Here is a 23,508-nt window from a genome sequence, read left to right as displayed (position 1 = left end):
TTTAATAACTTTATGTTATTTCCTCCTATTCTTCTATATTTGTGTTAACTACAATTAATAATAAGTTAACACAAATATAGATTGGAAAGTAGATAAAATGGTAGTATTTTTTATTATTTGTGAAAATACGATTTTGTTCCTTATCATTTAAAGCGAGCGTTAAAGCATTGAATCATTTGTAATAAATATGTGCAATGGTTTAAATTAAAACCCCTGATTTTTCTACGTATAGCAGAAGAATCAGGGGTTTTATTAGGATCTATTGTTTTGAAAAATAGTTTTTAAATAATATAATCTTAAACTAGTGATAAAAAATTTATATTAAATTTTCAAAACTATTCGTTGAAATACCTTGTGTCTACTTTATAAACTTACTTTGCGTTTATAAAGTAAACGAGATGATCAGTCCATTTGTCGTCCTCGTATATGAATCCTTTCCTCGTGCATTCATAAACCATTCCAACACTTTCTGCTAACTTTATAGATGCTATATTATCAAGGTTTATGTGAGCTTCTATTCGATGATAATTTAATTTTTCAAACGCTAGATCAATGGCTGCTTTTACAGCCTCTTTCCCATAACCTTTTCTCCAAAAGTGGTTATGAATTGTATATCCGAACCTGGCCCATTGAAATTCTCCCCTCATAATTGTCGAAAAATCTATAAAGCCAATATGGGTATTATCCTCTTTTCTAAACACTCCAAATACATAGACCTTGTCATCCTCAGCCATCTGATGATGTTTAGTAACTAAATCACGAAACCATTCTTTCGTACAGATGCTCATATCTAATTTGCCTTCATCGTATTTATGTTGAGAAGGTAAACGATTTTCATATTGGGTAAGCCAAGAAGAATAGTCTCCCTCTTGTATTAATCGAATAACTAATCTTTCTGTTTCAGTTCTTATTTTATTCAATCGAACACCTCATCTGGAATTACTTCCTATTCTTATATAGTATATTCGATAGTAGGAAATTATCTCCTTCTTATTAAACTAGTATTTTCTAAATCAAATAGCAGAGCTTTATTGAAGGAAGTGTACTTAAATGAGGTTAAATTATAAGTTAAAATTCAGGCGCTAACTTCCACAAGAAATATGTCCTTTTTATTTAGAATGATTAATTGTCCCTTTCATGTATTCAGGTAGAATTAATGTCCCCTCCTTATAGTCTTTCAGAGAAAACATCTTCGGTTTACAATTCCCCCCAACTCCAATTATGATGCTTAAATCTTTTGGGGAATAGACAACTGTATGCAACGTACCAAAGTACTCTTTATAGTGTTTAAAAAATAACGGGGAACTTTCATCATTAAAGCGATGATATGTAGACATAGGTGATAAACTTTCCGATAATAAGGAACTCACATAGTCCTTACGTTTTATCGATCCTTGTACTCCTATTCTGTTTTTCTCCCTCAATATCTCTGACTGAAAGTGATTAGTACAAATAAGAGGATTTGTGAAATTTATGACCTGTTGTTGTGGAGAAGCTTCTACTATTACACTTGTTCCACTTTGGTCCGTAATAGAGTAATTGTAGCAATAACCATGAGGTATATTTGTGATGAGATTTAATGCCTCTTCGATATTTGCACATTGTTCTAATAGCATTCTAACAATAGTCGTTGCAATAAATCCCTCTTCCCTGTATTCGTTATTAACAAAATGTAACCCTACAATGAGCCCCTTTTCATTCATTCCATCAAGTCTTCCAATTATTTGCTGACTAAAGCCTACGCTAGCATAGCCATCTGTAGGATTCGTCCATACAAGCCGTGAATCGTACATTTCTGGACTAAAATCATAATTGCGTACATAATATCCATCATTTACTAATGTAGTACACCCCATTTGTGGAAATGCTACATCATAACCACTAAAAAGTTTAATCGTATGATCTATGTCCATATCTAATCCTGCTGCCAAGCCGATTAGTTCTTGAAAAAGATTCGGTGAAACAGTCTTTAATATTTCCTTCGCCTTTTGTACATTTGAGTTTAAATTCAATTTCCCTAGCTGTTCGAATTGTTCTAAGATCGGTAATGACCTTAATTCTCTTCCCTGCTCCAAGCCAAATTGATAATAATTCCCTCTCAATTCTACTATTCTTACAACTAACTCTTCATAATTTTTATACATTTTTCGTTTCTCCCCTCTTTCCAAATTGTGTGACCGGCAATAATAAGTTGAGATAGTAAAGCCATTCCCTCGATCCCATTCTAGTATGGAACCTGTAGTTCTTTCGGCGAAATCCTGTATTGTCATCAACTTATTCAAAACATTATAGCTCCTTAATTCAATGCTACATCTTGAAGTTACTTTAAGGTCAAGAGGGAAATTCAAAAATAATTAGCTTGCTATTCATGCAAGCCTCATCTCTATATAAAGTTTGTTTTCCTCAGAACAGAGAATCATGCTTTTTTCAGATTCCGCATCGCAACGAGCACCTTTGCACTTGGCTAGTCACTACTTCTGTCTTCGTGGTTCAGATATGTATTCTATTGATTACATCCATACTGGTACAGCAAAAAAGTATAGGCCAAATTAGCCTATACTTTCACATCGTCCCAAGTAATGATCTACTTTTGATTTGAAGGTTTACAGTATCCTCTTCTAGAATTTGTCTTAATGACATTTTTGTAATGGCACTATACCCCTCTTTTATTCCCCCAAACAAGAGCATGCAACTGTGGCAGTACTTTGACATCTCTTAATTCTTCATCCTTAATCACTCTATCAATCAGCACATGATATTTATCTAATAAATGTTTAATTAACCGTGAATTGTCAGTTGTCGAGAGATCATCATTACCGACTTGGAGATAAAAAGGAATCATTGGATATCGATGGTGAATTTGTTTAGCATACTCGTAATCCCCTTGATTAAAAACGACTATTTTGAGGGATACATGGTGATTACTGTTTCGATTTTTAAGTTTTTCGAAGATATCGGAGAGCACCGAATAGTCTGTGGTCATTCCAGAACTAGGTGGCTTTGGAGAAATTGTCAGTTCATCAATTTCATACATCCATTTTTGCCACCTACTTCCCTGTGTTTCCACACCGACCTTTATGTCATTTTCTTTTAAAATGGCAATGAGATTCTCTAAATTTTGGATGAGTGCAGGATTGCCGCCTGAAATCGTGACAAATGAAAAGCCGCTGCCTCCAAGACGTTTCAACTCAGACCATATCTCTTCCGCTGTCATTTGGACAATAAGATGCTTTCCACTGCCATCCCACGTAAACGATGAATCACACCAAGAACAGGAATAGTCACAGCCGGCAGTTCTCACAAACATTGTCTTTTGGCCAACTACCATTCCCTCACCTTGAATCGTCGGTCCAAAAACCTCGATAACAGGTATCTTACTCAACTTCCATCCACTCCCGTCTCGCTTCTGCATAGCTTGTCGGAGTTTCATATAGCCGGATAAACTCTACACGCGCACCGTTATTTCTTTGTTCATCAAGCAAGGCTTCAGCCAATTTTTCGTAAATCCAAACAACAATGTTCTCTGCCGTCGTATTCATGGGTGGAAGCGTTTCATTTAAATAACGGTGATCCAAATGAATCTCTATTTTTTCTTTCCATATTCCTTTTATATCCCCAAAATCAATCATCAAACCGCGTTCATCTGTGTATCCACTCAGTCCTAATACTACGCGATACGTATGACCATGCAGGTTTTTACATTTACCCTCATAATTATGTAAATGATGAGCAGCGTCGAAGGTAAATTCTTTGCTTACAAGAACACGCTTTGCATGATAGTTCAATTGATTTCTTTGAATATCTTCATCTATTTTTTGGAGCTTATCGACGATTCTAAAATCTGACATACCTTAAGACTCCTTCCTGTAACTCAAATACTCATCAAGCCCTTTTTTTCGCAGTTTACATGCCGGGCATTCACCACAGCCATCTGCTATTACACCGTTATAGCAAGTTAACGTTCTTTCCCGAACAAATTCAAGTGCCCCAAACTGATCAGCAAGCTCCCATGTCTGTGCCTTATTCAGCCACATCAACGGTGTATCAATTACAAAGGAATCATCCATCGATAAATTTAATGTTACATTCAAGGATTTAATAAAAACATCTCGGCAATCCGGATATCCGCTAAAATCCGTTTCACAAACGCCAGTTACAATATGCTTAGCTCCTACTTGGCTCGCTAAAACGCCCGCAAATGAAAGAAAGAGAAGATTTCGGCCAGGTACAAAAGTCGATGGAAGCTCACCATTTTCTCCGTTTTCCACCTTTATGTCTTGTCGTGTCAATGCATTCGGAGCAAGCTGATTCAGGAGTGACATATCAAGAATGTGATGCCTAACACCAAGCTCCCCAGCTATCATCTTCGCACATTCAATTTCAAGACGATGCCTTTGACCATAGTCAAAAGTTACTGCCTCAACCTCTTTAAAACGTTCTTTTGCCCAGAACAAACAAGTTGTACTGTCCTGACCTCCACTAAATACAACAATTGCTTTTTCCTGCTTCATCTATAAAAACTCCCTTATATCGAAAGAACAGCACTGTAAGAGAAAGTGCTGCTTTCTTCTTAGTTTTTTTTAGAGGGTAGCTAAATACCTCTTTCTTGATTGAACTATTCAATTCCTCATTTATCGATAATCAAATTTTTCTGGATTAAGATCGTGGTTCATTAAACGACATATGAATATTGTACTTTGGTTACCCAATAATGTTAAATCAGTTAGTCCTTCTTCATGGCTTCAGCCAAACATAAAAAACCTCCTTGTAAAATGTTTCCCAACACTTTTCAAGAGAGGCATTACCAATCGTTCTATTAAAACATAAGTAAAAACATAAAAAAAAGCCACGTCCGATATGGACATGGCATATTATCATGTTTCCATAGTTTTTTATAGAGGGTATCAGCTATGAACCTCTCCCGTTTTAGTCCGGGCATTCTTTTCTTCAATATAATACAAAAAATAGTACAAAACGTCAAATGGATTTTTTTTATAAAATCTTCCCATACATGCTTTTCTGGAAAAACCACTGTTTATACTGCCCTCATCCTGACGAATTACTTGCATTGCAAAGCGATATCCTGGAAACTACTTCTTCCGTCGAAAGAAAAACCGAACTATCCAATAAAACGCTCATGAAGTGTTTAGAAATAGTTCGGTTTTTCTATTTATTTTTGTTTTGATAATTTAGAGATTATTCGGCTTTACAAATGAACCTTTTAATTATGTCCCAGCCTCTTATTCATCACGATCAAGTGACTCTTTCACAAATGTAGGAAGTGCGAATGCACCAACGTGTAAATCTGTATTGTAATACTTCGTTTTTAGACCAAATTTGTCCCAAGCATCTACTTGAATATCTTTAATTGGATGTAATGCTTTTGAAGCAAATCCGAATAGCCAGTGTCCCGATGGATATGTCGGCATATGGAATTGATATACGCTTGCGATTGGGAAAATACCTTTAATCTTTTTATGTGCTTTGCGCATGTTTTCTGCATACTCCGCGAAGTATGGTGATTCGTGTTGGTTAATTAAAATTCCTTTTTCATTTAATACACGGTAACATTCTTTATAGAAAGCTGTAGTAAATAAACCTTCGCCGACAGAAATTGGATCAGTAGAATCTACTAATATTAAATCGAATGATTGATCAGCTGCGTTTTGAACGTAAGCTAAGCCATCATCGAAAATCATTTCCATACGTGGATCTTCTTCGACACCAGCAGCTGTAATTGGAAGGTATTTTTGACTCAAACGGAATACTAACTCATCGATTTCTACCATTACTACTTTTTCTACTGATTCGTAACGTAATACTTCACGAGCAGTACCACCATCACCACCACCGATAATTAATACTTTTTTTATATCTGGGTTGGTAGCGAATGCTGGGTGCGTAATCATATCGTGATAAACGAACTCATCTTTTTCATTGACCATCATCAAACCGTCTAAAGTAAAGAAAGTACCAAACTCTTCACTTTTATAAAAATCGATTTTTTGGAACGGAGATTGTTCACTATGAATTTCTTCGTTGTATCCGATTGAAAATTTACAGTTATTGCTCCATTGTTCTGTATACCATTTCATTAAATCACGTCCTCTAATACTTCTTGTTTCACTAGAATTGTATCAATTTCTTGTTCTGCAAATTGGCGAATTTTATCTGCCATTCCACGTGGTACTTCAAATGATTCTGTCTTTTTCGCTTGCAGTTTTTGTTCTAAATATTCTGCTGCTTTCCAGGGACTTACTGAGTCGCCACATGTGTAAACATCTACAGAAGCAAATCCGTATTCTGGCCAAGTATGAATCGTTAAATGTGATTCAGCAATAATTACTGCACCCGAAACACCATATGGGTTGAAATGATGGAAGCAAGATTCTACAATTGTTGCCCCAGAATAGTCAGCGGCTTCATTCATAAACTGCTCGATTAATGCATTTTGCTCAATAATTTCACTTGGACAACCATAAAATTCAATTAATACGTGTCTACCTAATGTTGATAATTCAATGCTCATTTATTTGTCTCCCTTACGACTGTTATATAATTTTCTTCTTTCGTTTCGAACAGAACATTCCCAAAATTAAGAAAATAGAAGTTATATAATTCTACTACTTCCTCTGAAATAACTTCACCGGGGATAATTAGTGGTATTCCCGGTGGATAAATCATTAATGAATCTGCACTAATTCGACCTACCGCATCATAAATTAAAATTGTTTCTGTTTCAGCATTACACGCCTGTTGTGGTGTCATTGCTAATCTATTAATTTGATTCGCTGTGACATAAGCTGACTGAATCGCATCTTTTTTTGCGTGATTAAGTTCTATATCTTTTAACGCATGTACTAATTTACCGATTGTTTCATTCGTATCAACATGACTAATGACTGCCATTATGACATATCCTTCGGCAAGTTCTAATTGAATGCCATACTGTTGTTTCAATATTGTGTAAACTTCGAAACCAGTTAAACCGAGATCGTTCACACGAATAACAAGTTTCGTCCAATCATAGGATTGATTGAAATTTTGTTGTACATATTCAGCTTTTAGCACTTCATAGCGTGAATTATTTTCAATTTCGTCAATTGCTGCATCAACAATTGACTTTAAATGGCTATAACGTTGCTGTCCATACACCGCTAATTCCCTTCGTGCTACATCTAAAGAACTCATCAATAAATAATTTGCACTCGTCGTTTGAAGCATATTTAATACTTTTTGCAAATGCTTCGAATCGATTCGTTTTTCTTGTAGTAATAGAAGTGAACTTTGTGTTAATGAACCCCCAGTTTTATGCATACTGACCGTTACTGCATCTGCACCAGCGCTAATCGCATCGTTAGCATCAGGTAAAAATGTTAAATGCGCTCCGTGTGCACTATCAACAATAACTGTTACATTTTGTTCATGTGCGAGCTTACAAATTTCTTGCAGTTGATTCATCGATCCAAAATATGTTGGATACGTTACAAGTAAAGCTTTCGCTTGTGGATTTTCTGCAAGTGCCGATTTTACATTTTCAACTGAAATTCCGTGTGCAATACCAAAATGTTGATCAACTTCAGGTTGAATAAATACTGGTTTTGCTCCGCTTAATATAATGCCATTCATAACTGATTTATGGCAGTTACGAGGTACGATCAATGTATCGCCCTGTTTACATGTCGCTAAAATCATCGCCAAAATACCTACAGTAGTTCCATTTACTAAAAAGTAAGCGTAGTCTACATTAAATGCTTGAGCAGCTAATTGTTGAGCTTCTTTAATAACCGATTCCGGGTGACTTAATAAATCAAGCTCCTTCATCGAGTTTACGTCCATTCTTAATGTCATTTCTCCAAGCGTCCATTTTAATGGGTTTTCATGTAGCCCCATTTTATGTCCAGGCACATCAAACGGCGTAACTTCTTGTTTAGTATAATTGACTAAAGCTTCAAATAATGGCATGCGGTCTTGAGTGGCTAAAAATTCCTCTGTAGCCACTCGATTTTGCACGCATTGCATTATTGTCCCATAGCAACTGTTAAGAGTTGCTCTAATTCTGAAACTTTGTCTGTATTTTCCCAAGTTACGTTTACATCATTACGTCCAAAGTGACCATAAGCTGCAACTTGTTGATATTGAGGTTTACGTAGATTTAACATGTTAATTATGCCAGTTGGCGTTAAGTCGAATAATTGACGAATCGCTAGTAGAATTTCTTCTTTCGCTACTTTTTCTGTACCAAATGTTTCTAAAGCGATACTAATTGGTTCACTTACACCAATTGCATATGATAATTGGATTTCACATTTATCTGCCAAGCCTGCTGCAACAATATTTTTTGCAACGTATCGCGCTGCGTAAGCCGCAGAACGGTCAACTTTTGTACAGTCTTTACCAGAGAATGCGCCACCACCATGACGAGCTGCGCCGCCATAAGTATCAACAATAATCTTACGTCCTGTTAAACCTGCATCTCCATGTGGTCCGCCTACTACGAAACGACCAGTAGGATTAATTAAAATGCGGAAGTCTTCATTCATACCAAATTGCTTCGCAACAGCTTTAATTACTTTTTCTGTAACGTAATCAATGAATGCTACTCGGTCAAAATCATCATCATGTTGTATTGACATTAAAACAGTATCAATTTTAGGTTGCATACTATCAGTATAATCAATTGTTACTTGTGATTTCATATCTGGTCGAGCCCATTTGAATTGACCATTTTTACGTAGCTCAGTTGCACGTTTTACAAGCATATGTGCCATTTCAATTGCTAAAGGCATATAGTTTTCAGTTTCATTAGTCGCAAAACCGAACATAATACCTTGGTCACCTGCACCAACTTCTTTTGTATCGCTTGATGAATTAACACCCATTGCGATATCAGGAGATTGCGTGTGTACTAAAACTTGTACATTACAGTTATGACCATCAATACCGAACTTATCATCTGTGTAACCAATGCCGATTAGGGTATTACGAGCAATTTTTTCGATATCTAGTTCTGCTTTTGTAGTGATCTCTCCACCAACGATTACTGTGTTTGTAGTTGTGAATACTTCACATGCCACACGTGATAGCGGATCTTGCGATAATGCTGCGTCTAGTACTGCATCTGAGATTTGGTCTGCAATTTTATCTGGATGTCCTTCCGATACAGACTCCGATGTGAATAATACTTTTTCTGACAATTTTATCTGCTCCTAACAAATTATAGATTTTTAGGGCATAAAAAAAAGCTCACCCAATTTTAAGGAAAGCTTCGAATACTATCAGCTGCTGTTCCTCTTATTGTTCACAAAAGTTAATTTTGTGCTCAGGTTCGGCCCACTGGATTCAATTCATTATGAACTAAATTGTTTGGCCACCGTATCTTCGACCCCTCGTCTCAACGGTTATTAATAAGAGCTATATTATTATGCTGAGACTCATATTAAGTCATAAACATTTGAGTGTCAATTTATTTTTTAATATTATTTTATGATTAATCAATATAAAAATTAATTCATTTACCCTAAATAGTAAGCGTAACAATTTGTAACGATTCAATATTTATCAGAAAAAGTGAATAAAAATACATATAAGTTTTTTTTATATTAATTATAGAATGAACACCTATTAAATTTGTTAATAGATGCGTCAAAATAACATATTGTAAGCATAAAAAATTTTAGATCATCAAGGAAGATATAGGAATTTTTTAGATCTTTTATTTATAAAAATCATTTAAATTTCTATAATTCAGATTATTATTTTCGGTCAGTTTTTAAAAGACCATGACGATTCTTTGATTTAAACCAGGTGTGTTGATTAACTAATTTTAACCATATTTAATAAACTGCTAGGTTGATTTCCATTACGGATACTTCTCAGATACCCTTCCTTATCTTTAAAACCACTATGGCCATCAAAGCTATGGAATGAGAAATTCATTTGTCTTAGCTAAGGCTTATTTAAAGCTTTTTCCCTCTTTCTATTAATTGTTTGATTCAAATAATTTATATTGCGTTCTACTAAGTTTTTTTCTGGCTGGCTTGTTTGATAATCCTATTTATAAATATTTGCACTTATTATTGACAGAAAATTCTGACTCGGTATATAATTTTTGGTATTACCACTGTATTTAATTTGTATTACCACATAGCAAAGGAGACGAGGATTTGAAAGAAAAGGAACGCTCCTCAGATAAAATTGAGAATGAATTAATTAGATCCATATTGGCTGATGTTTACTCTGTAGGAAGTACTTTACCGCCGGAAAGAGAGCTTGCAAAAGAATTTGGTGTTGGTCGTCCAACTATTCGGGAGGCACTTCAACGTTTAGGAAGGGGTGGATGGATAACAGGGAGAAAAGGAATGCCTGCGGTTGTTAATGATTATTGGCGCAATGGAAATCTAACGACACTTGTTAATATTGTTGAGAATCATCGTACCATAACAGATGAATTTATCATGTACTTATTAGAATTAAGAAGTTCTTTGGCTCCGACTTATATTCGTGATGCTATCACGTTTAATCAACCTAAAGTGGTTGCTCTCCTTGCCAATCTAGAGCAGCTTGAAGATAGTGCAGAAAGCTATGCAGCATTTGATTGGGATTTGCAAAAAAGGTGTGCTGGCCTTGCTGTCAATCCAATCTTTCTACTCATTTTAAATAGCTTCGATTCTATTTATATAGATATGGCAAAAAGATATTTTTCTGTAAAAGATCATCGAGGGTTGTCCTTCAACTATTACCAAGACTTATTAAAAGCTGCATTAAAGGGAGATGCAAGGGAAGCGGAAAGGTTGTCTACGACAACAATGGCGAAAAGCTTAGCTCTCTGGAAAGATAGAAAAAATCAATGAATACTGGAGGCGTGATAAATGAGATTGAAATATTTTAAAGAATATTTTTCCTACCCGGATATATTAATCATGACCTGTCTATTCCTTATTAGTTTTGGATTTATGATTCTACATTTAACCTCTATCGGAATTTTGGGTGCTTTTATTCTGGGAATGATTATGTATTCTTTAGCTGAGTATGTTACACACAGGTTTCTTTTTCATCTGAAACCACCAAAGAATGCATTTTTGTTAAAAATGCTTAAACGCTTACATTATGACCACCATTCAAATCCGAATGAATTACACTTATTATTTTTACCCTTATGGTATAGTGTGCCAAATATTGCAATTGCAGCAGCCATTTTTTATTTTCTTTCATCTAGCTTTGTAATTACAAACGCATTTATTGCAGGTATCATGCTCTTTTTATTGTTTTATGAGTGGAAGCATTATATCGCCCACCGTCCCCTTCGACCAATATCTCCATGGGGGCGATGGATGAAAAAAGTTCATTTATGGCATCATTTCAAAAATGAAAATTACTGGTATGGTGTTACGAACCCAGCCTATGATTTTCTCATGGGTACCTTTAAAAACCAAAAGGATGTTGACCAAAGTAAAACTGCTAAGAATCTAGAGAAACGCGGCGACTAGAAAATAGAATTACAAAAAATATGCCTTAAATTTTGCTCATTAGAAGAACTCTGTTTCGTGAATTATAAAAATGTCCTAGAATATAGAGACACATATTTATAGACTTCAAATAAATATAAAAAGCCACAACCCATTCATAAAGAGGTTTTGTAACCATAAAAATCCAATCATTGTTAGTCAATGATTGGATTTAAACTACACTTATTTATGATACGGTCCTCCGTGAGATGTCTAAAAGAGGTTAGTAAATTTCCATCTCTAATTATTTTATTTCTGTCTCCTTCAATTATAAAAGTCCGATCTAAGCGGTACTTCAATATGCATTTTTATTTATTGTTCAAGATGTTGAATATCTATTAAAACTACATTATAGAGTTCCATGAAGTTAAATCCATTCTTGTGGAAAACTATGGGATAGAATAAGGACTGTCACAAAAGTCACTTTTATGACAGCCCTTTTTATTTTTCTCATGCACAATAAATAAAAGTATTTGTTATTTAGAAACAACTTCTATGACTGTTGATTCAATTTTGTTTCCAGCCTTATCTTTAGCCACAACAGTTAGGCTAGCGCCAGCTTTTTGGGCTTTAATCTTCACACTGAATTTCCCTTTTGAATTTGCTTTTGCTTCCCCTAATAATGTTTCCCCGTTATAAACTTGTACAGTAGCATCTTTTTCAGTTGTACCTGTAACTGATTTAGATTTTGCTGTTACTATATCTACTTTAGGAGCATCAGGTGCAGTGAAATCTAGCATGTTTGTTAAAGAAGGCAAACCAGAGATATAACCAATACCACCTGTTTTATTAATACCAATTTGTTCGTCAATAGCTTTAAGTAATTCATCTTTATTAACAGCTGTAATTGACTTAACATCTACTTCATCACCTGGATGTTGGAAATTACTGAAAATATATGAGAATCCATTGCGATCATCAGCAGCAAATAATCCAGTTGCTTCCGCTCCTGCTGGAACAGATAAGACACGATCTAATTCTTTCGTATCAACATTATATGCCCAAACGTAGTTATTTGTGTGAGCTCCACTATCTTCGCCAATAAAGAGTGTTCTCATTGATTCAGAGTAACTTAAGTTATCTGGATTGGCTACTTTATCTACATTTGCAGTGTTTCCAAATGAATCAGCTTCTTTCAAATCTTCACCAACAACTAATCCAGACATTGATGGTGCTACATAAGAGCTATTAATAGCCTTTCCTTTGCTATCCTTTTGACCACCTTGCAAATCTAATTGATAAGTTACACCAGCTTTAATTTTTGGTAATTGAATATGGTCTGCTGGGTCTTTTCCTGTTGAATCTTTTTCCATAGCTTTACTTTGATCGGAAATTGCGATATATACTTTTTTATCCTTTTCGTTTAGTGCTAAACCTTCCATTTTGTTAAATTCTGTAGTTGCACCAAGAATGGCAGCGTAACGGCGAGTTTCTAGGAAGGCTGCTGCTTTTTCTTTGCCCGGTTTAAGTTTTAAATACTCAACTTTTCCTTCATTTGAGTATGTTTTAATAGCTGTAAAACCTTCTTTAGGCGCATCTGAAGTTTCAAAAATATCATTGAATGTAATGCCGCTATCAATAATAGATTTCACTTCTTTATCGGTTGCATGTCCTAAATTAATCCATTGTAAATCTCCTGAACCACCGTTTTCAGTACCAATTTGTTTAAATTTTGCTGCATATAATGTACCTGATGATAAGTCTTTTGCTTTGTCGGCCACATACATAAACATTCCTGTGTTACTGCCATCATCCCCGTAAAAAACAGTTTTGTTATCAGGCATGACTTTCGCTAACTCATGAGAGAAGCGTCCTGTACTATAATGCTTTACAACTGATGCTTTCCCGTTCTTTTCTACTGTAATTTCAGGAGTGTACCCATAGAAATAAGGATTAGCCTTTGCTTTATCTCCAAAATAGAATTGAGAGAATGTTTCAACTTGACTTCTTACTTTCGAAGTTGGATCTAAGAATAGTCGTGCATCTGGTTCGTACTCTTCAGAACCTAAATGTGTATTCCAAGGAGATAATGATCCGTTACATGGAATCCAAAGTCCATTTACTGCTGAAAAATCGATTTTTTCTACTTTTACAGGTTCCAATTTACCTGTTTTTTTGTCCTGTTCCAACTCAGTTAAAGACATAGATGCAGGAACTAAACCGTATGCTGATTTACCAGCAGCATCAATGGTTTGATATTCATAATGTGTAACCATATAAAGTTTTCCATCAATAGGCAGCATTAAGCTGTTTGAATCCGGAGCATCGGAAACAAAGTATTTTCCGTCTGTGCTGCTTGGATCCTTAATTGGCTTTCCTTTTAAATCAATTGGTGTACCTGCAGGGATTTTTTCCCCTTTAACAGTTGCTACTTTATCTTCCGATTTAAAGAGGTAGTTGTAAGACAATGGGAAATTTTTCACTTTTCCATTGCTATATTTCACATCAACTGTTGCGGTTGTATACGTTTTTACCATTTCCTCAATAGTAGATGGTGCTTTCATTCCATTAAATTTAACAGCTTCTATTGTTATATTTTCCTGAGCATTCACGGCTGTCGGTAATAATGCTGGAACTGTAATAGCTAGAGCAAGTGCTAAAGTAGCCCCTTTTTTCACAAGTTTGTTATTAATCATCTAATAATCCTCCTAGTAGATTCCTTTTGTTACAGTTCTATTAAACTATATGAATGTTAATTTACTGTTGATTTTATTTTTATTATTTATTAACATTTGATGTTACTAAGGACTCTTTTTGTAACATTCCATGAAAAGAATGTCTAGATAATGAATTAAAAGATAGATTGACGCTGATGATCGTTCAATTTTATATTACCGTTTACCAAAAACAGCACCATCCACACGTAATGGAATGGTGCTGTCTTTGTTTTTCAAAAGTTACTTTTCAGCGGGTGTACAAACATCTGCTGAAAACAGTTAAACATTTTTAAAAAAATCCATCTTCATTCAAAACGCCCCTGTCTTTCAGTAAGCACCCATTTTCGTACATAGCCCATTTTTTCTTGAATATTTTCGACTGTTTTTTCACTTTGAAATGCCTTTTGCATGACAGTGTAGCGCAAATCCGTAGCTCTCACATTTGTGCCGATATCCTTTGATATCGTTTGGAAAATTCGCTCAATTGTTTTCGTTGAGATAGCTTTAGATTGACTAGCCTCACTTACCCAAACCCATTCCCCCAGCTTTTCTTCATGTAATTCCTCTGTTGCCTCTTTATAGTGCTCCAGCATGCCCATTAAAATTGAAGAAAGCTTTATTTCTCTACGTCCATTTTGATTAGCAATGTAAACCATCGATATGCCAAAATCAAAATGAGACCATTTCATGCGTACAAGCTCTGCTGGCTTACATCCTGTTTCCATCAGTAGTTGGACAATGCAGCCATTACGTCTTGCAAGCCAAGCATGCTCCATTGTTTTCGCGTATTGGAAATAAGTTGGCCAGACGTTCGAAATTTGCATCAATTGCTTCTTAGTCAGTAATGTCAAAGCCTCTTTCTGTCTCTTTTTGGGCTGTAAAATGCCCTCAGAGTCAAAGGGCTCCACCCACTCTCTTAAAAAGACAAAGTCTACAAAGCCCCGTAATGTAGCAATTTTATGATTAAACGTGTTGACATTTGCGTAGGTCTCTTTCAAATAATTACTATATATAAATAACAATTCTTTTAAATGATGATCTACATACAAGTAGTTGTTCTCATGAGCAAACGCTAAAAATTGCTGTCCATCTATATTGTATTGCTTTTTCGTCGCAGCACTTTTCTTCAATGAGTTTAAAAGTAAATAATAGCTGTTCCATGCCTCCACTAGTGTGACCATCTTGTGACCTCCTTATTGACTGTGCGTGTTTTAATTTAAGTTTACTATATTTTTGGGGCGTTAGTTTATAATTCATTTATATAAATTGTATTGTCGGATAATCTGTTGTATTTATACACTATCGCGCTTCCCGTGTTCAAATGCTTCTTTCGAAACAAAGAAACAAATGATCCTTTAGCAGTGTCCCACATCTTTTGTTTTCTTACAATAGTAATTTTCCGTACTTTGTTGAAGTACAATTTCTTTAAAATGACCCTATTCTTGTATAACTAGGCTAATTTACATGAAAATTCGTATAATTTAGTGTTTATACCCGTTTGTGTTATATAATAAGAGTATCAACTATAACATGTAGGGGGCTTTGCAAGTATGCAAGTAAAAACAACTCGACTTGAAGCAGAAGACGCAAAAATTATTTATCAAGAAACAGCTGGGCTAGCAATTATTACAATCCATCGCCCACAGGCTAAAAACGCGCTAACAGCAAATATGTGGGATCAATTAGCTAAAATTGCCCTACAAGTATTAGATAACCCGAAAAATAAAGTATTGATTTTACGCGGCTCTGGTGAAAACTTTACTGCCGGCTCAGATATTAAAGAATTCAACGCCATTTCTCTTGAAAAAGCCGAAGAAGCATTTGTACATATGGAAAAAACAATTTCAACAATTGAGCGTTTACCAATTCCAACGATTGGCGTCATTAATGGTCCTGCAATGGGTGCTGGTTTAGAGCTTGCATTAGCTTGTGATATCCGTATCGGCTCTGAAAAAGCAAAGCTCGGTATCCCTGTAGGTAAATTAGGGATCACGTTAAATAACAAATTTGCACAGCGTTTAGTTCAATTAGTTGGCCCTTCTACAACAAAGGATTTAGTTTTTACGGGGCGTATGTTTAAAGCTGAAGAAGCCTTTAAGCTTGGCATGCTTAACTATTTAGTAGCTGAAAAAGACTTAAATAAATACATGATTCGCATGGGTAAGCTTGTTGCAGGCATGTCACCTGAATCTTTACTAGCTGTGAAGCAATCTGTTCAGGAATGTGTGGATAGTGTACCTTCATTATGGCAAGGTTCAACACCCTTTGTTGGAAATGATTTTGCAGAAGGTTGCCGTGCCTTTGTAGAAAAACGTCAACCGCAATTTACACGTCAATCAAAATAAAAAACAGGTACTCTGCTCGCCCTCTCGCGAATGGAGTACCTGTTTTTTAGGATTTTCGCTTTTGTACTACCGACTTGATTTGAAGATGAATCGCATCTAATTCATACCCAAACTGCTGATGAAATTCCGCCTGTATCGTTTTTTGCAATGCATACAATCGATCTGGTAAAGAATAAGTAATAGGTAACTTTAGCTGTAAAGTAATCGTAGCTTGCGCTAGATCGCCTAATACGAATTGGACGTGCTCGACTTTCTGAACAATATCTTGCTTTGCACAGCAATACGTTAGTAGCTGCACATAAACATGCTTACCAATTTCAATATACTCTTGTTGAAAATCAGGACGAACAATCGTCGTCTCCCCTATTTTTTCACGCTTTGTAGAGAAAATCTCCATCCCTTTTTGAACAAGTCGTTTAAAAAAGTTTTGCTCGACTTGTCGGTACGGTATTGGCATCACATGCTTCCCTTGCGTCTGACGAATAAAGCGAGCTTTTGCAATTTCTTTTTGAGAACGCACATCCTCAACATAGTAATATGTATCGATCGGACTAAGCTCAAGCTGACGAGCTATCGTTTTAGTCATTTTATCGGACGTGCCAATCAGCAATATCGACTGTACCTTATATGTATCAAGTGCTTTTTTTACTTCATCACAATGTGTATCATCTGTAAAAATGGCTCGACGAACGGCAGTTATCGTATTTTTCTCAAATTTCGCGGAAATTCCAGCTACTTTCACACCATTTACAATGAGAAGACCATCATCAATAAGAGCCTCTACCCCGATTTTATGGGCGAAAACTAGTGCGCTTGTACTTTTCCCTGTTCCACTTGGACCACTTAAAGAATAAACATCCATGACTGACAGCTCCTTTCCATTTTATGATAGCAGAAACGTCACATTTTTTCCGTCAAAATTACTATTTCCAGCATAATTGTAGCTGTCGCTTTGCTTTCGCTACAGATAAACAATGCGTCCGGAATCGGCTTTGTGTTAGGCCTGCACGAGGGCCGACACGAAGTCGGTCATTTCGGTGATGCCACAGGACGTGGCGTTCTTAGACTGAGTTCCTCTCTTTCGGCGGATTCTGGACCTCGCTGAAAGAAGTCAAGTCATTCCCGCTAGTCTACGCATACATCTTCTCCATTATAGAAATATATTCTTTTTTCTGAATAACTTTCCCTTTATATGATTTAGTATGATAAAATGTGAACTACTATTCTGTTATATAACTATAAGGAGTGTACTAGTTTGAAAATCGTACCATCTAAAAAAATGTCTTTATTTACACCAGCAATTTTCGGAGATTTAAAAAACCATGCGAAGCAACAGGAAGCGCAAGGCATGAAAATGATTGATTTAAGCTTAGGTAGTCCTGACCTTCCCCCTCATGCTAAAATTCGCGAGCATTTATCATATAGAGCGGGTTTAGCAGAATCCTACGGCTATACATTAACAGGCACGCAACGTTTTTATAAAGCCGTTAGTCGCTACTATAAACGTCGTAGTAATGTAGATTTAGATCCCGCTTCTGAAATCATTCAAACGATCGGCTCTCAAGAGGGCTTAGTGCATTTACCAATCGCCTTTTGTGATCCAGGAGATATCGTACTATCTACAAACCCAGCTTACGTGGCCTATGATGCAGGCATTCATCTAGCAGGCGCTACACCTTACTATATGCCTCAAACAGCTGACAACGATTATTTACCAGAATTAGATGCTGTTCCTGAAGAGATTGCGCAAAAAGCAAAACTACTAATTTTAAACTTACCAGGTAACCCTGTGCCTGCAATGCCTTCAATCGCCTATTTTGAAAAAGTCATTGCCTTTGCGAAAAAATACAACATCATCGTTCTACATGATGCAGCATACTCTGAGTTCTACTTTACTGGTGATGGCCCAATTAGCTTCTTAGCCACTCCTGGCGCAAAAGAAGTTGGGATGGAAATTAACTCATTATCGAAAAGCTTTAGCCTTGCTGGTACACGTATCGCTTATATCGCGGGTAACGCTGAGATGATTTCGATTTTAAAACAATTAAAATCAAATTTAGATTTCGGTATTTTCGAACCAATTCAAGATGCTGCGGTCGTAGCGCTTGATAACGCAGAAGAAATTACAGCAGACCTACGTGCAACATTCTCAGAGCGCCATAAAACATTAATGAACGGCTTACGTGCATTAGGATGGGATGCAGCTCCTTCTGAAGGTGGCATGTTCGTCTGGGCAAAATATCCGTACGATATTGATTGTACAGAGCTAGCTTTTAAACTTATTGAACAAGCTGGCATCGTGACAGTTCCTGGTACAGTATTTGGCTCGGCTGGACAAGGCTATTTACGTTTAGCCTTAGTACAACCGAAAGAAATGTTACAAGAAGCTGTTGATCGCTTAGCACAAGTGCAAGTAGCACCTCAAAAATAATCATATAAACATGAAAACCCTTCTAACTTTTATGGTTGGAAGGGCTTTTTCTATAGCTTACAACGTAATCTTCAAGAATCGGTCTATCAGGGGGACTAATATTTTCAGGTAAATCATCTAAAGGGAAAAATTTTAGCATTGTTGCCTCAGCTTGATCATGAATAAGTTGGCCATTATATTTTTTACATTCATAAGCTGTTGCAACGTAATAAACTTCATCGCCATGCGGATATTGATAATAAAATTCTTGTCCAGAATACGTATTGATTAATTTTAGTTTTTTAGCCTTGAGCCCTGTTTCCTCAAATAATTCTCGATGGGCAACTTGCTCTAATGTCTCACCTAGCTCCATTGAACCCCAACACCTATTATCTATACGAAGCTGTAATAAAACCTGTTGACGATTATTAATGACTAATACACAAGTACCGCACATAAATCAATTATGCCTCGGCATAATTGCGTCCGGAATCGTTTTTGTGCTTGCACAAAAAACTCCTCTCCGATTCCGTGAGATCCGCCGGAGGCTTTAACTTCTTTCAGCGGATGTTTAAACAACTGCTGAAAGAAGTTAACGGTTTAGTTCCAACTACTTTATGCAAATCTTTTATATATCCCATAAAGCCCTCCTTCATTTCAAAACACTCTTATTCGTTAAAACTGATGGGGATTTTCACTAACACATAGTCCCCAGTCCACATTTGTGTCGACACAATCGAGCTTTCGTCATGTCTTTCAAAGAATAGGCCATTCCCCTCCTTTTGTTTAAAAATCCAACCATTTTGATCAAGCATTTCTTTAATCATTTCATCAGCTGCGGATATATTTCGTTCCTTTATTACATACCATTCATAGCCATTTTCGTTCGACAATTTAACCATTCGTGTCTCGGAATCATTTATTTTTTCTATCACTGTTTTTTTACTTAAATTTTCTATTGGGAGTGGAGGAAGATAGAGTTTGTTGTTAAATACGAATGCTCCTACTAGGAAAATGATTAACCCGATTGTTACTAACATCTTTTTCATAATACACTCTCTCCTTTTAATATAATATATTACTAATTTTAATTTTTGATTTCCACATATTATATTCTATTACACTAATACCCAAAGGAGGTAATTTACTTAGTTAATCAGACGTCTAAGTTAGCAAACGAAATACTGAAGGGATGAGATTTTTTGAAGTATAATATTTTGGGGTGTCTAGTGGCTGTAATAATAGTCTTAAGTGGCTGTTCAACAATTCAAGAAAATGATATTTCGTTAGAGCTAGAACAAGATCAATCGTATGCACCCATGGTAAATTTAAATGGAACAATTTATGCCTCTTATGACTTATCAAAATATGAAAAATATTCAACGGGAGAAGTATTTGGTGAAATAAAAAGAAGGGTATCATCCTCTGATATCGAAAACGAGAATTTAACTTCCAATTATTACGATGAAGGTACAGTCATTTACAATGTCAAAGAGGATAACAAAATTTTTCTAATCGAAGAGTCACCAGGTATTTATTCCATTCTAGAAAAATTAGAGTAATGTTTATATCATAGAAGTCCTTATAATTAAAATCATAGCTTACGAAATAAGTACCCTATATGACAGACACTTAAAAAAGTCTCGCTTATAGGGTACTTTTATTCATAATGAGCCTAACAATTAGATGGAGCTTATATTACTATATCCCAAGCATTGGAAGATGCTTTCGAGTATGATACGTGAGTGCCAAAGCAATACACTGTTTTACTTCATTTACTGGTATTTCATCATTTACAGCAAATATAATCGCTCGGTTCCCTTCATAGTTGAATACATCTCTATAAACCTCTTTAAACGTATCAATTAGCTTCGTATTACAGTTAAAATACATAGCGTATTGATCTGGATTTGACTGTTTCCAACCTAGTCTAATTGTACTCCCTTTTTTTGTGATATAACTTGGTTCTCCCCATTTTAACGTTTCTTCCACATGATCTACACTTTCTGGCTCTTTTGCCGCATCCAAAATTAACTGGCGAAGAATCAATAGTTTCGACTGAATGTGTTTAGGGTAATGTTTGAATACTTCCTCCACCTTGGTATTTTCAATTGTACTCATATTCATCATTCCTTTTTTAAAAATAACAAACTAATCAATACTTAATTGTACGATTAATAAATTTCTAAAAGCAATTCAAATTGTCTAATACAACACGAAAGCTATTTTATCGAAATATAAATTTCTGCTTGTCCGTTCTCTGGGTTAATATCCTTGCTATAATATTCAAAATCCCCTGTAAATGCTCGGTTGTTCCCTTGCTGCTGTGACCATTGCCAAATATCAGCCCAAGTACGCTGAACCATCTCTATAATTGGTCCACGTTCTGTAACGAATACAGCATATTTTGCAGCAGGAACAGTAAATGCTTTTATCATATCTAGGTTTTGAAGTTGTAATTCTTCCTTTATACGTAAGCTGACCATTACTTCATAAAGTCCCGCATCTCCCTGTTCATAGTTGAAGTAACAGCTATAATGACCATCCTCTTGTATATGAGCTCCAAGCTCCTTACCAATATTTTGAGAATGGAACTTTTCGAACAACTTACCAATTTTTCCATCTTGACTTTGTTCGGCTTCATTTGTTGTAACGGTACTAATTCCAGCTAACGTGAAAGAGGGTAATACTTCAATTCGGCTAGGTTCAATTCGTTTCGTAGGTACGTTATCTTCAGACAATACGTGATTCTCGCCAGTCATACTTTTTTGTTCGTTTTGTTTCATCCTAAATCATTCTCCTTATTATAGAATAAAACCAGTATAAAACACTCAACCTGACAACTGATTGTCATGTTACTTTGTCATTTTTGTAAATGATCGCTATTTTTTCAGCACGACTAGCAATGATTTCCCGTAAATGATGAGGCTCAAGCACCTCTACATGATGTCCCAAGCTAAGAATGAAACTATAAAGCCATTCATTTTCTGGATACGCCTTTTTTACCAGCCAACTTCCATCTTCAACTGGCAAAAGTTCTTCAATACCAAACCATTCTTCCGCTAAATGCCGAGCTTCATCCTGGAATCGAAAGACAATTTCTGGTACATCGTTTGGCTTAAATTTACGCTTGCTTTCGACCTGCTTCTGAGAAGCTGGATTTCGACGAATGAAGTTTCTATCACGATCTAACTCGAGCCCTTTCATTCTTTTTAATTTAAAAAGGCGAAACTCTTTTTTCTCTAGACAATAAGCTTGTAAATACCATTGCCTCCCTTTGAGCATGAGCATATGTGGCTCTACTATTCTCTGTGATACTTCACCTTCTGCATTCGAATAGGTAAAGTACACTAATACACAGCTACCTATTGCTTCGTCTAATAGTTGTAATTTCGGACGGAGACGTTCAATACCTTCCCAAGGAGAGTAATCGATTAGTACGCGATTTGTCTTATGTTGAAATTCTTCTTCATGTGCTGGTAGTACGACGCTATTTATTTTTTCAACAAGTTGTTGGTGTTGCTCTTTGCCATATGAAGTGGAAATACTGCGAAGAGCGGTAACGATAGTAGCAAGCTCGTCATTTGTTAACAAATTTCGATCCAAACGGTAACCTTCTGCCAAACCAATGCCACCGTTTGTTCCTTGATAGGTGACGATCGGGATGCCGGCTGCATTAATTGAGTCAATATCTCGGTATATCGTCCGAGTAGAAACCTCAAACTGCTCCGCCAGGTCCTTAGCCTGCACCTTTCGACGGTTCAGTAAAAGAATAATAATAGATAAGAGCCTTTCCAGTTTCAAAATATGTAACCTCCATTTCGATGGTAAGTAATTCTTAGAGAATATTTGATTAGATGATGTTGATCGTTTAGTACAAGTGCAAGTTACAACACAAAAAAATCCTTATAAACAACATAAACCCTTCTAACTTTAATGGTTTGAAGGGTTCTGTTGCGTATATTAAATTTTCATAATGCAAAGTTAAATCCAAACATCATTTTCTGCTGTTAGCTCTGTTTTTTCTTGTCCAGTATTCACAACACCTTTAGGCTCTACAATCATTATTTTACACTCGGATGCAGTGAAAGGTTTATGCTCAACATTACGTGGAACAACAAACATTTCTCCTTCATTCAAGGAAACTTCTCCATCACGAAATTCTATGATTAAATTTCCTTCAATGACGATAAAGACTTCATCTGTGTCTTCATGTTTATGCCAAACAAAATCCCCTTGTACTTTGACTAGCTTAAATTGATAATCGTTCATTTCAGCAATGACTTTTGGAGACCAATGATCATGAAATTTAGTTAATTTCTCTTGTAAATTAATTGGTATGTAATTCATTCCGTGATTCCTCCATCCTTTTTGCGCCCAACTTAAAATATATCATAATGACCCGACCTAAGTGAAATATCCATATAAAAAAAGGTTCTAAGTCAAATATTGGGGTGGTGCAATCTTTTAGCACATTAACCCAGATGAACCCCGATTTCTTTATACTTTAAATTTAATAAGATTTTTGCTCGAAAGTGATCGAAACGTCGAAAGCCATATGCATTCCGTTTCATCACTTTTGTTTTATT

The 23,508-nt window shown here is 35.8% G+C and carries 24 protein-coding genes, 1 pseudogene and 1 riboswitch; of the genes and pseudogenes, 5 read left to right on the top strand and 20 right to left on the bottom strand.

The window, feature by feature from the left end; genetic code table 11:
• Positions 1–371: 371 nt before the first annotated feature.
• The 10 genes and pseudogenes from ACQKN2_RS05000 to ACQKN2_RS04955 form a co-directional block, all read right to left on the bottom strand.
• Positions 372–920 carry a GNAT family N-acetyltransferase gene (locus ACQKN2_RS05000; protein WP_427413977.1) on the bottom strand — a complete coding sequence of 183 codons (549 nt, stop codon included), beginning with the start codon at positions 918–920 and terminating at the stop codon, positions 372–374.
• Between the two features lie 189 nt (positions 921–1,109).
• Positions 1,110–2,144 carry a C45 family autoproteolytic acyltransferase/hydolase gene (locus ACQKN2_RS04995; RefSeq protein ID WP_427413976.1) on the bottom strand — a complete coding sequence of 345 codons (1,035 nt, stop codon included), beginning with the start codon at positions 2,142–2,144 and terminating at the stop codon, positions 1,110–1,112.
• Positions 2,145–2,653: 509 nt separating this feature from the next.
• Complete coding sequence (gene queE / locus ACQKN2_RS04990; protein ID WP_427413975.1) at positions 2,654–3,382, bottom strand: 7-carboxy-7-deazaguanine synthase QueE; 729 nt, start codon at positions 3,380–3,382, stop codon at positions 2,654–2,656.
• Positions 3,375–3,848 (bottom strand): 6-carboxytetrahydropterin synthase QueD, encoded by a 474-nt coding sequence (gene queD, locus ACQKN2_RS04985; protein WP_427413974.1) that lies wholly within the window; start codon positions 3,846–3,848, stop codon positions 3,375–3,377. Before queD ends, queE begins: the two co-directional genes overlap by 8 nt.
• A gap of 3 nt (positions 3,849–3,851) precedes the next feature.
• Entirely contained in the window at positions 3,852–4,511 is a 660-nt protein-coding gene (gene queC, locus ACQKN2_RS04980) for a 7-cyano-7-deazaguanine synthase QueC (protein ID WP_427413973.1), read from the bottom strand.
• A 367-nt stretch (positions 4,512–4,878) separates the two neighbouring features.
• A riboswitch (PreQ1 riboswitch) is annotated at positions 4,879–4,925 on the bottom strand.
• A gap of 315 nt (positions 4,926–5,240) precedes the next feature.
• On the bottom strand, positions 5,241–6,095 hold the full coding sequence (gene speE, locus ACQKN2_RS04975; RefSeq protein ID WP_323646042.1) for a polyamine aminopropyltransferase: 855 nt from the start codon (positions 6,093–6,095) through the stop codon (positions 5,241–5,243).
• Positions 6,095–6,529, bottom strand: coding sequence for an adenosylmethionine decarboxylase (speD, locus tag ACQKN2_RS04970; protein ID WP_082172725.1), 435 nt, complete (start codon positions 6,527–6,529; stop codon positions 6,095–6,097). The genes speE and speD overlap by 1 nt, the downstream gene beginning before the upstream one ends.
• Positions 6,526–8,022, bottom strand: coding sequence for an aminotransferase class I/II-fold pyridoxal phosphate-dependent enzyme (locus tag ACQKN2_RS04965; protein ID WP_427413972.1), 1,497 nt, complete (start codon positions 8,020–8,022; stop codon positions 6,526–6,528). Before ACQKN2_RS04965 ends, speD begins: the two co-directional genes overlap by 4 nt.
• Complete coding sequence (metK, locus tag ACQKN2_RS04960; protein WP_427413971.1) at positions 8,022–9,197, bottom strand: methionine adenosyltransferase; 1,176 nt, start codon at positions 9,195–9,197, stop codon at positions 8,022–8,024. Before metK ends, ACQKN2_RS04965 begins: the two co-directional genes overlap by 1 nt.
• A gap of 670 nt (positions 9,198–9,867) precedes the next feature.
• Positions 9,868–9,987: pseudogene (locus ACQKN2_RS04955) on the bottom strand (radical SAM protein); the annotation flags it as partial.
• Between the two features lie 179 nt (positions 9,988–10,166).
• Here ACQKN2_RS04955 and ACQKN2_RS04950 point away from each other — a divergent pair.
• Positions 10,167–10,853: a GntR family transcriptional regulator gene (locus tag ACQKN2_RS04950; protein ID WP_427413970.1), complete on the top strand. Its 687-nt coding sequence runs from the start codon at positions 10,167–10,169 to the stop codon at positions 10,851–10,853.
• Between the two features lie 18 nt (positions 10,854–10,871).
• Positions 10,872–11,489, top strand: a complete 618-nt coding sequence (locus ACQKN2_RS04945; RefSeq protein WP_427413969.1) for a sterol desaturase family protein — start codon at positions 10,872–10,874, stop codon at positions 11,487–11,489.
• 494 nt (positions 11,490–11,983) lie between these two features.
• On the opposite strand, the gene ACQKN2_RS04940 is transcribed toward ACQKN2_RS04945, so the two are convergent.
• On the bottom strand, positions 11,984–14,143 hold the full coding sequence (locus ACQKN2_RS04940) for an alkaline phosphatase PhoX (protein WP_427413968.1): 2,160 nt from the start codon (positions 14,141–14,143) through the stop codon (positions 11,984–11,986).
• A gap of 326 nt (positions 14,144–14,469) precedes the next feature.
• The gene (locus ACQKN2_RS04935; protein WP_427413967.1) at positions 14,470–15,345 is read right to left on the bottom strand and encodes a tyrosine-type recombinase/integrase; all 876 of its coding nucleotides are present in this window, start codon (positions 15,343–15,345) and stop codon (positions 14,470–14,472) included.
• Between the two features lie 369 nt (positions 15,346–15,714).
• Between ACQKN2_RS04935 and ACQKN2_RS04930 the strand changes: the two genes are divergently transcribed.
• Positions 15,715–16,509, top strand: a complete 795-nt coding sequence (locus tag ACQKN2_RS04930) for an enoyl-CoA hydratase/isomerase family protein (RefSeq protein ID WP_427413966.1) — start codon at positions 15,715–15,717, stop codon at positions 16,507–16,509.
• Between the two features lie 46 nt (positions 16,510–16,555).
• Here ACQKN2_RS04930 and ACQKN2_RS04925 read toward each other — a convergent pair whose 3' ends face one another.
• On the bottom strand, positions 16,556–17,371 hold the full coding sequence (locus ACQKN2_RS04925) for a hypothetical protein (protein WP_427413965.1): 816 nt from the start codon (positions 17,369–17,371) through the stop codon (positions 16,556–16,558).
• A gap of 393 nt (positions 17,372–17,764) precedes the next feature.
• On the opposite strand from ACQKN2_RS04925, the gene ACQKN2_RS04920 reads away from it, so the two are divergent.
• A complete protein-coding gene (locus tag ACQKN2_RS04920; RefSeq protein ID WP_427413964.1) occupies positions 17,765–18,940 on the top strand; it encodes an aminotransferase class I/II-fold pyridoxal phosphate-dependent enzyme in 1,176 nt (391 codons plus the stop codon).
• Positions 18,941–18,962: 22 nt separating this feature from the next.
• On the opposite strand, the gene ACQKN2_RS04915 is transcribed toward ACQKN2_RS04920, so the two are convergent.
• Positions 18,963–19,376, bottom strand: coding sequence for an NUDIX hydrolase (locus ACQKN2_RS04915; protein WP_427413963.1), 414 nt, complete (start codon positions 19,374–19,376; stop codon positions 18,963–18,965).
• A 211-nt stretch (positions 19,377–19,587) separates the two neighbouring features.
• Positions 19,588–19,968 carry a hypothetical protein gene (locus ACQKN2_RS04910; RefSeq protein WP_427413962.1) on the bottom strand — a complete coding sequence of 127 codons (381 nt, stop codon included), beginning with the start codon at positions 19,966–19,968 and terminating at the stop codon, positions 19,588–19,590.
• A 180-nt stretch (positions 19,969–20,148) separates the two neighbouring features.
• Between ACQKN2_RS04910 and ACQKN2_RS04905 the strand changes: the two genes are divergently transcribed.
• The gene (locus ACQKN2_RS04905) at positions 20,149–20,481 is read left to right on the top strand and encodes a hypothetical protein (protein ID WP_427413961.1); all 333 of its coding nucleotides are present in this window, start codon (positions 20,149–20,151) and stop codon (positions 20,479–20,481) included.
• A gap of 139 nt (positions 20,482–20,620) precedes the next feature.
• Here the strand turns inward: ACQKN2_RS04905 and ACQKN2_RS04900 are convergent, their stop codons facing one another.
• The 5 genes from ACQKN2_RS04900 to ACQKN2_RS04880 all read right to left on the bottom strand — a co-directional run.
• Positions 20,621–21,040: a DUF1801 domain-containing protein gene (locus tag ACQKN2_RS04900; protein ID WP_427413960.1), complete on the bottom strand. Its 420-nt coding sequence runs from the start codon at positions 21,038–21,040 to the stop codon at positions 20,621–20,623.
• Between the two features lie 101 nt (positions 21,041–21,141).
• Entirely contained in the window at positions 21,142–21,705 is a 564-nt protein-coding gene (locus ACQKN2_RS04895; protein ID WP_427413959.1) for a GyrI-like domain-containing protein, read from the bottom strand.
• 64 nt (positions 21,706–21,769) lie between these two features.
• Complete coding sequence (locus ACQKN2_RS04890; RefSeq protein WP_427413958.1) at positions 21,770–22,723, bottom strand: helix-turn-helix transcriptional regulator; 954 nt, start codon at positions 22,721–22,723, stop codon at positions 21,770–21,772.
• A gap of 180 nt (positions 22,724–22,903) precedes the next feature.
• A complete protein-coding gene (locus ACQKN2_RS04885) occupies positions 22,904–23,269 on the bottom strand; it encodes a cupin domain-containing protein (RefSeq protein ID WP_427413957.1) in 366 nt (121 codons plus the stop codon).
• A 125-nt stretch (positions 23,270–23,394) separates the two neighbouring features.
• A partial coding sequence (locus tag ACQKN2_RS04880) for a transposase (RefSeq protein ID WP_427414142.1) occupies positions 23,395–23,508 on the bottom strand: 114 nt, incomplete at its 5' end.

This window comes from Lysinibacillus sp. NPDC093688 (genome assembly GCF_050280145.1).
In the GTDB taxonomy this organism is placed as follows: Bacteria; Bacillota; Bacilli; order Bacillales_A; family Planococcaceae; genus Lysinibacillus; species Lysinibacillus xylanilyticus_B.
Note: the sequence above shows the minus strand (reverse complement) of the source record. Positions and strands in the feature narration are given on the sequence as shown.

Coding starts and splice junctions, on each gene's coding strand:
- queC (WP_427413973.1), bottom strand. CDS start 4,511: ATGAAGCAGGAAAAAGCAATTGTTGTATTTAGTGGAGGTCAGGACAGT.
- ACQKN2_RS04935 (WP_427413967.1), bottom strand. CDS start 15,345: ATGGTCACACTAGTGGAGGCATGGAACAGCTATTATTTACTTTTAAAC.
- ACQKN2_RS04965 (WP_427413972.1), bottom strand. CDS start 8,022: ATGCAATGCGTGCAAAATCGAGTGGCTACAGAGGAATTTTTAGCCACT.
- ACQKN2_RS04915 (WP_427413963.1), bottom strand. CDS start 19,376: ATGTGCGGTACTTGTGTATTAGTCATTAATAATCGTCAACAGGTTTTA.
- ACQKN2_RS04945 (WP_427413969.1), top strand. CDS start 10,872: ATGAGATTGAAATATTTTAAAGAATATTTTTCCTACCCGGATATATTA.
- ACQKN2_RS04925 (WP_427413965.1), bottom strand. CDS start 17,371: ATGGATGTTTATTCTTTAAGTGGTCCAAGTGGAACAGGGAAAAGTACA.
- speD (WP_082172725.1), bottom strand. CDS start 6,529: ATGAGCATTGAATTATCAACATTAGGTAGACACGTATTAATTGAATTT.
- ACQKN2_RS04930 (WP_427413966.1), top strand. CDS start 15,715: ATGCAAGTAAAAACAACTCGACTTGAAGCAGAAGACGCAAAAATTATT.
- ACQKN2_RS04940 (WP_427413968.1), bottom strand. CDS start 14,143: ATGATTAATAACAAACTTGTGAAAAAAGGGGCTACTTTAGCACTTGCT.
- ACQKN2_RS04900 (WP_427413960.1), bottom strand. CDS start 21,040: ATGAGTACAATTGAAAATACCAAGGTGGAGGAAGTATTCAAACATTAC.
- ACQKN2_RS04995 (WP_427413976.1), bottom strand. CDS start 2,144: ATGTATAAAAATTATGAAGAGTTAGTTGTAAGAATAGTAGAATTGAGA.
- speE (WP_323646042.1), bottom strand. CDS start 6,095: ATGAAATGGTATACAGAACAATGGAGCAATAACTGTAAATTTTCAATC.
- ACQKN2_RS04895 (WP_427413959.1), bottom strand. CDS start 21,705: ATGAAACAAAACGAACAAAAAAGTATGACTGGCGAGAATCACGTATTG.
- queD (WP_427413974.1), bottom strand. CDS start 3,848: ATGTCAGATTTTAGAATCGTCGATAAGCTCCAAAAAATAGATGAAGAT.
- ACQKN2_RS04910 (WP_427413962.1), bottom strand. CDS start 19,968: ATGAAAAAGATGTTAGTAACAATCGGGTTAATCATTTTCCTAGTAGGA.
- ACQKN2_RS04885 (WP_427413957.1), bottom strand. CDS start 23,269: ATGAATTACATACCAATTAATTTACAAGAGAAATTAACTAAATTTCAT.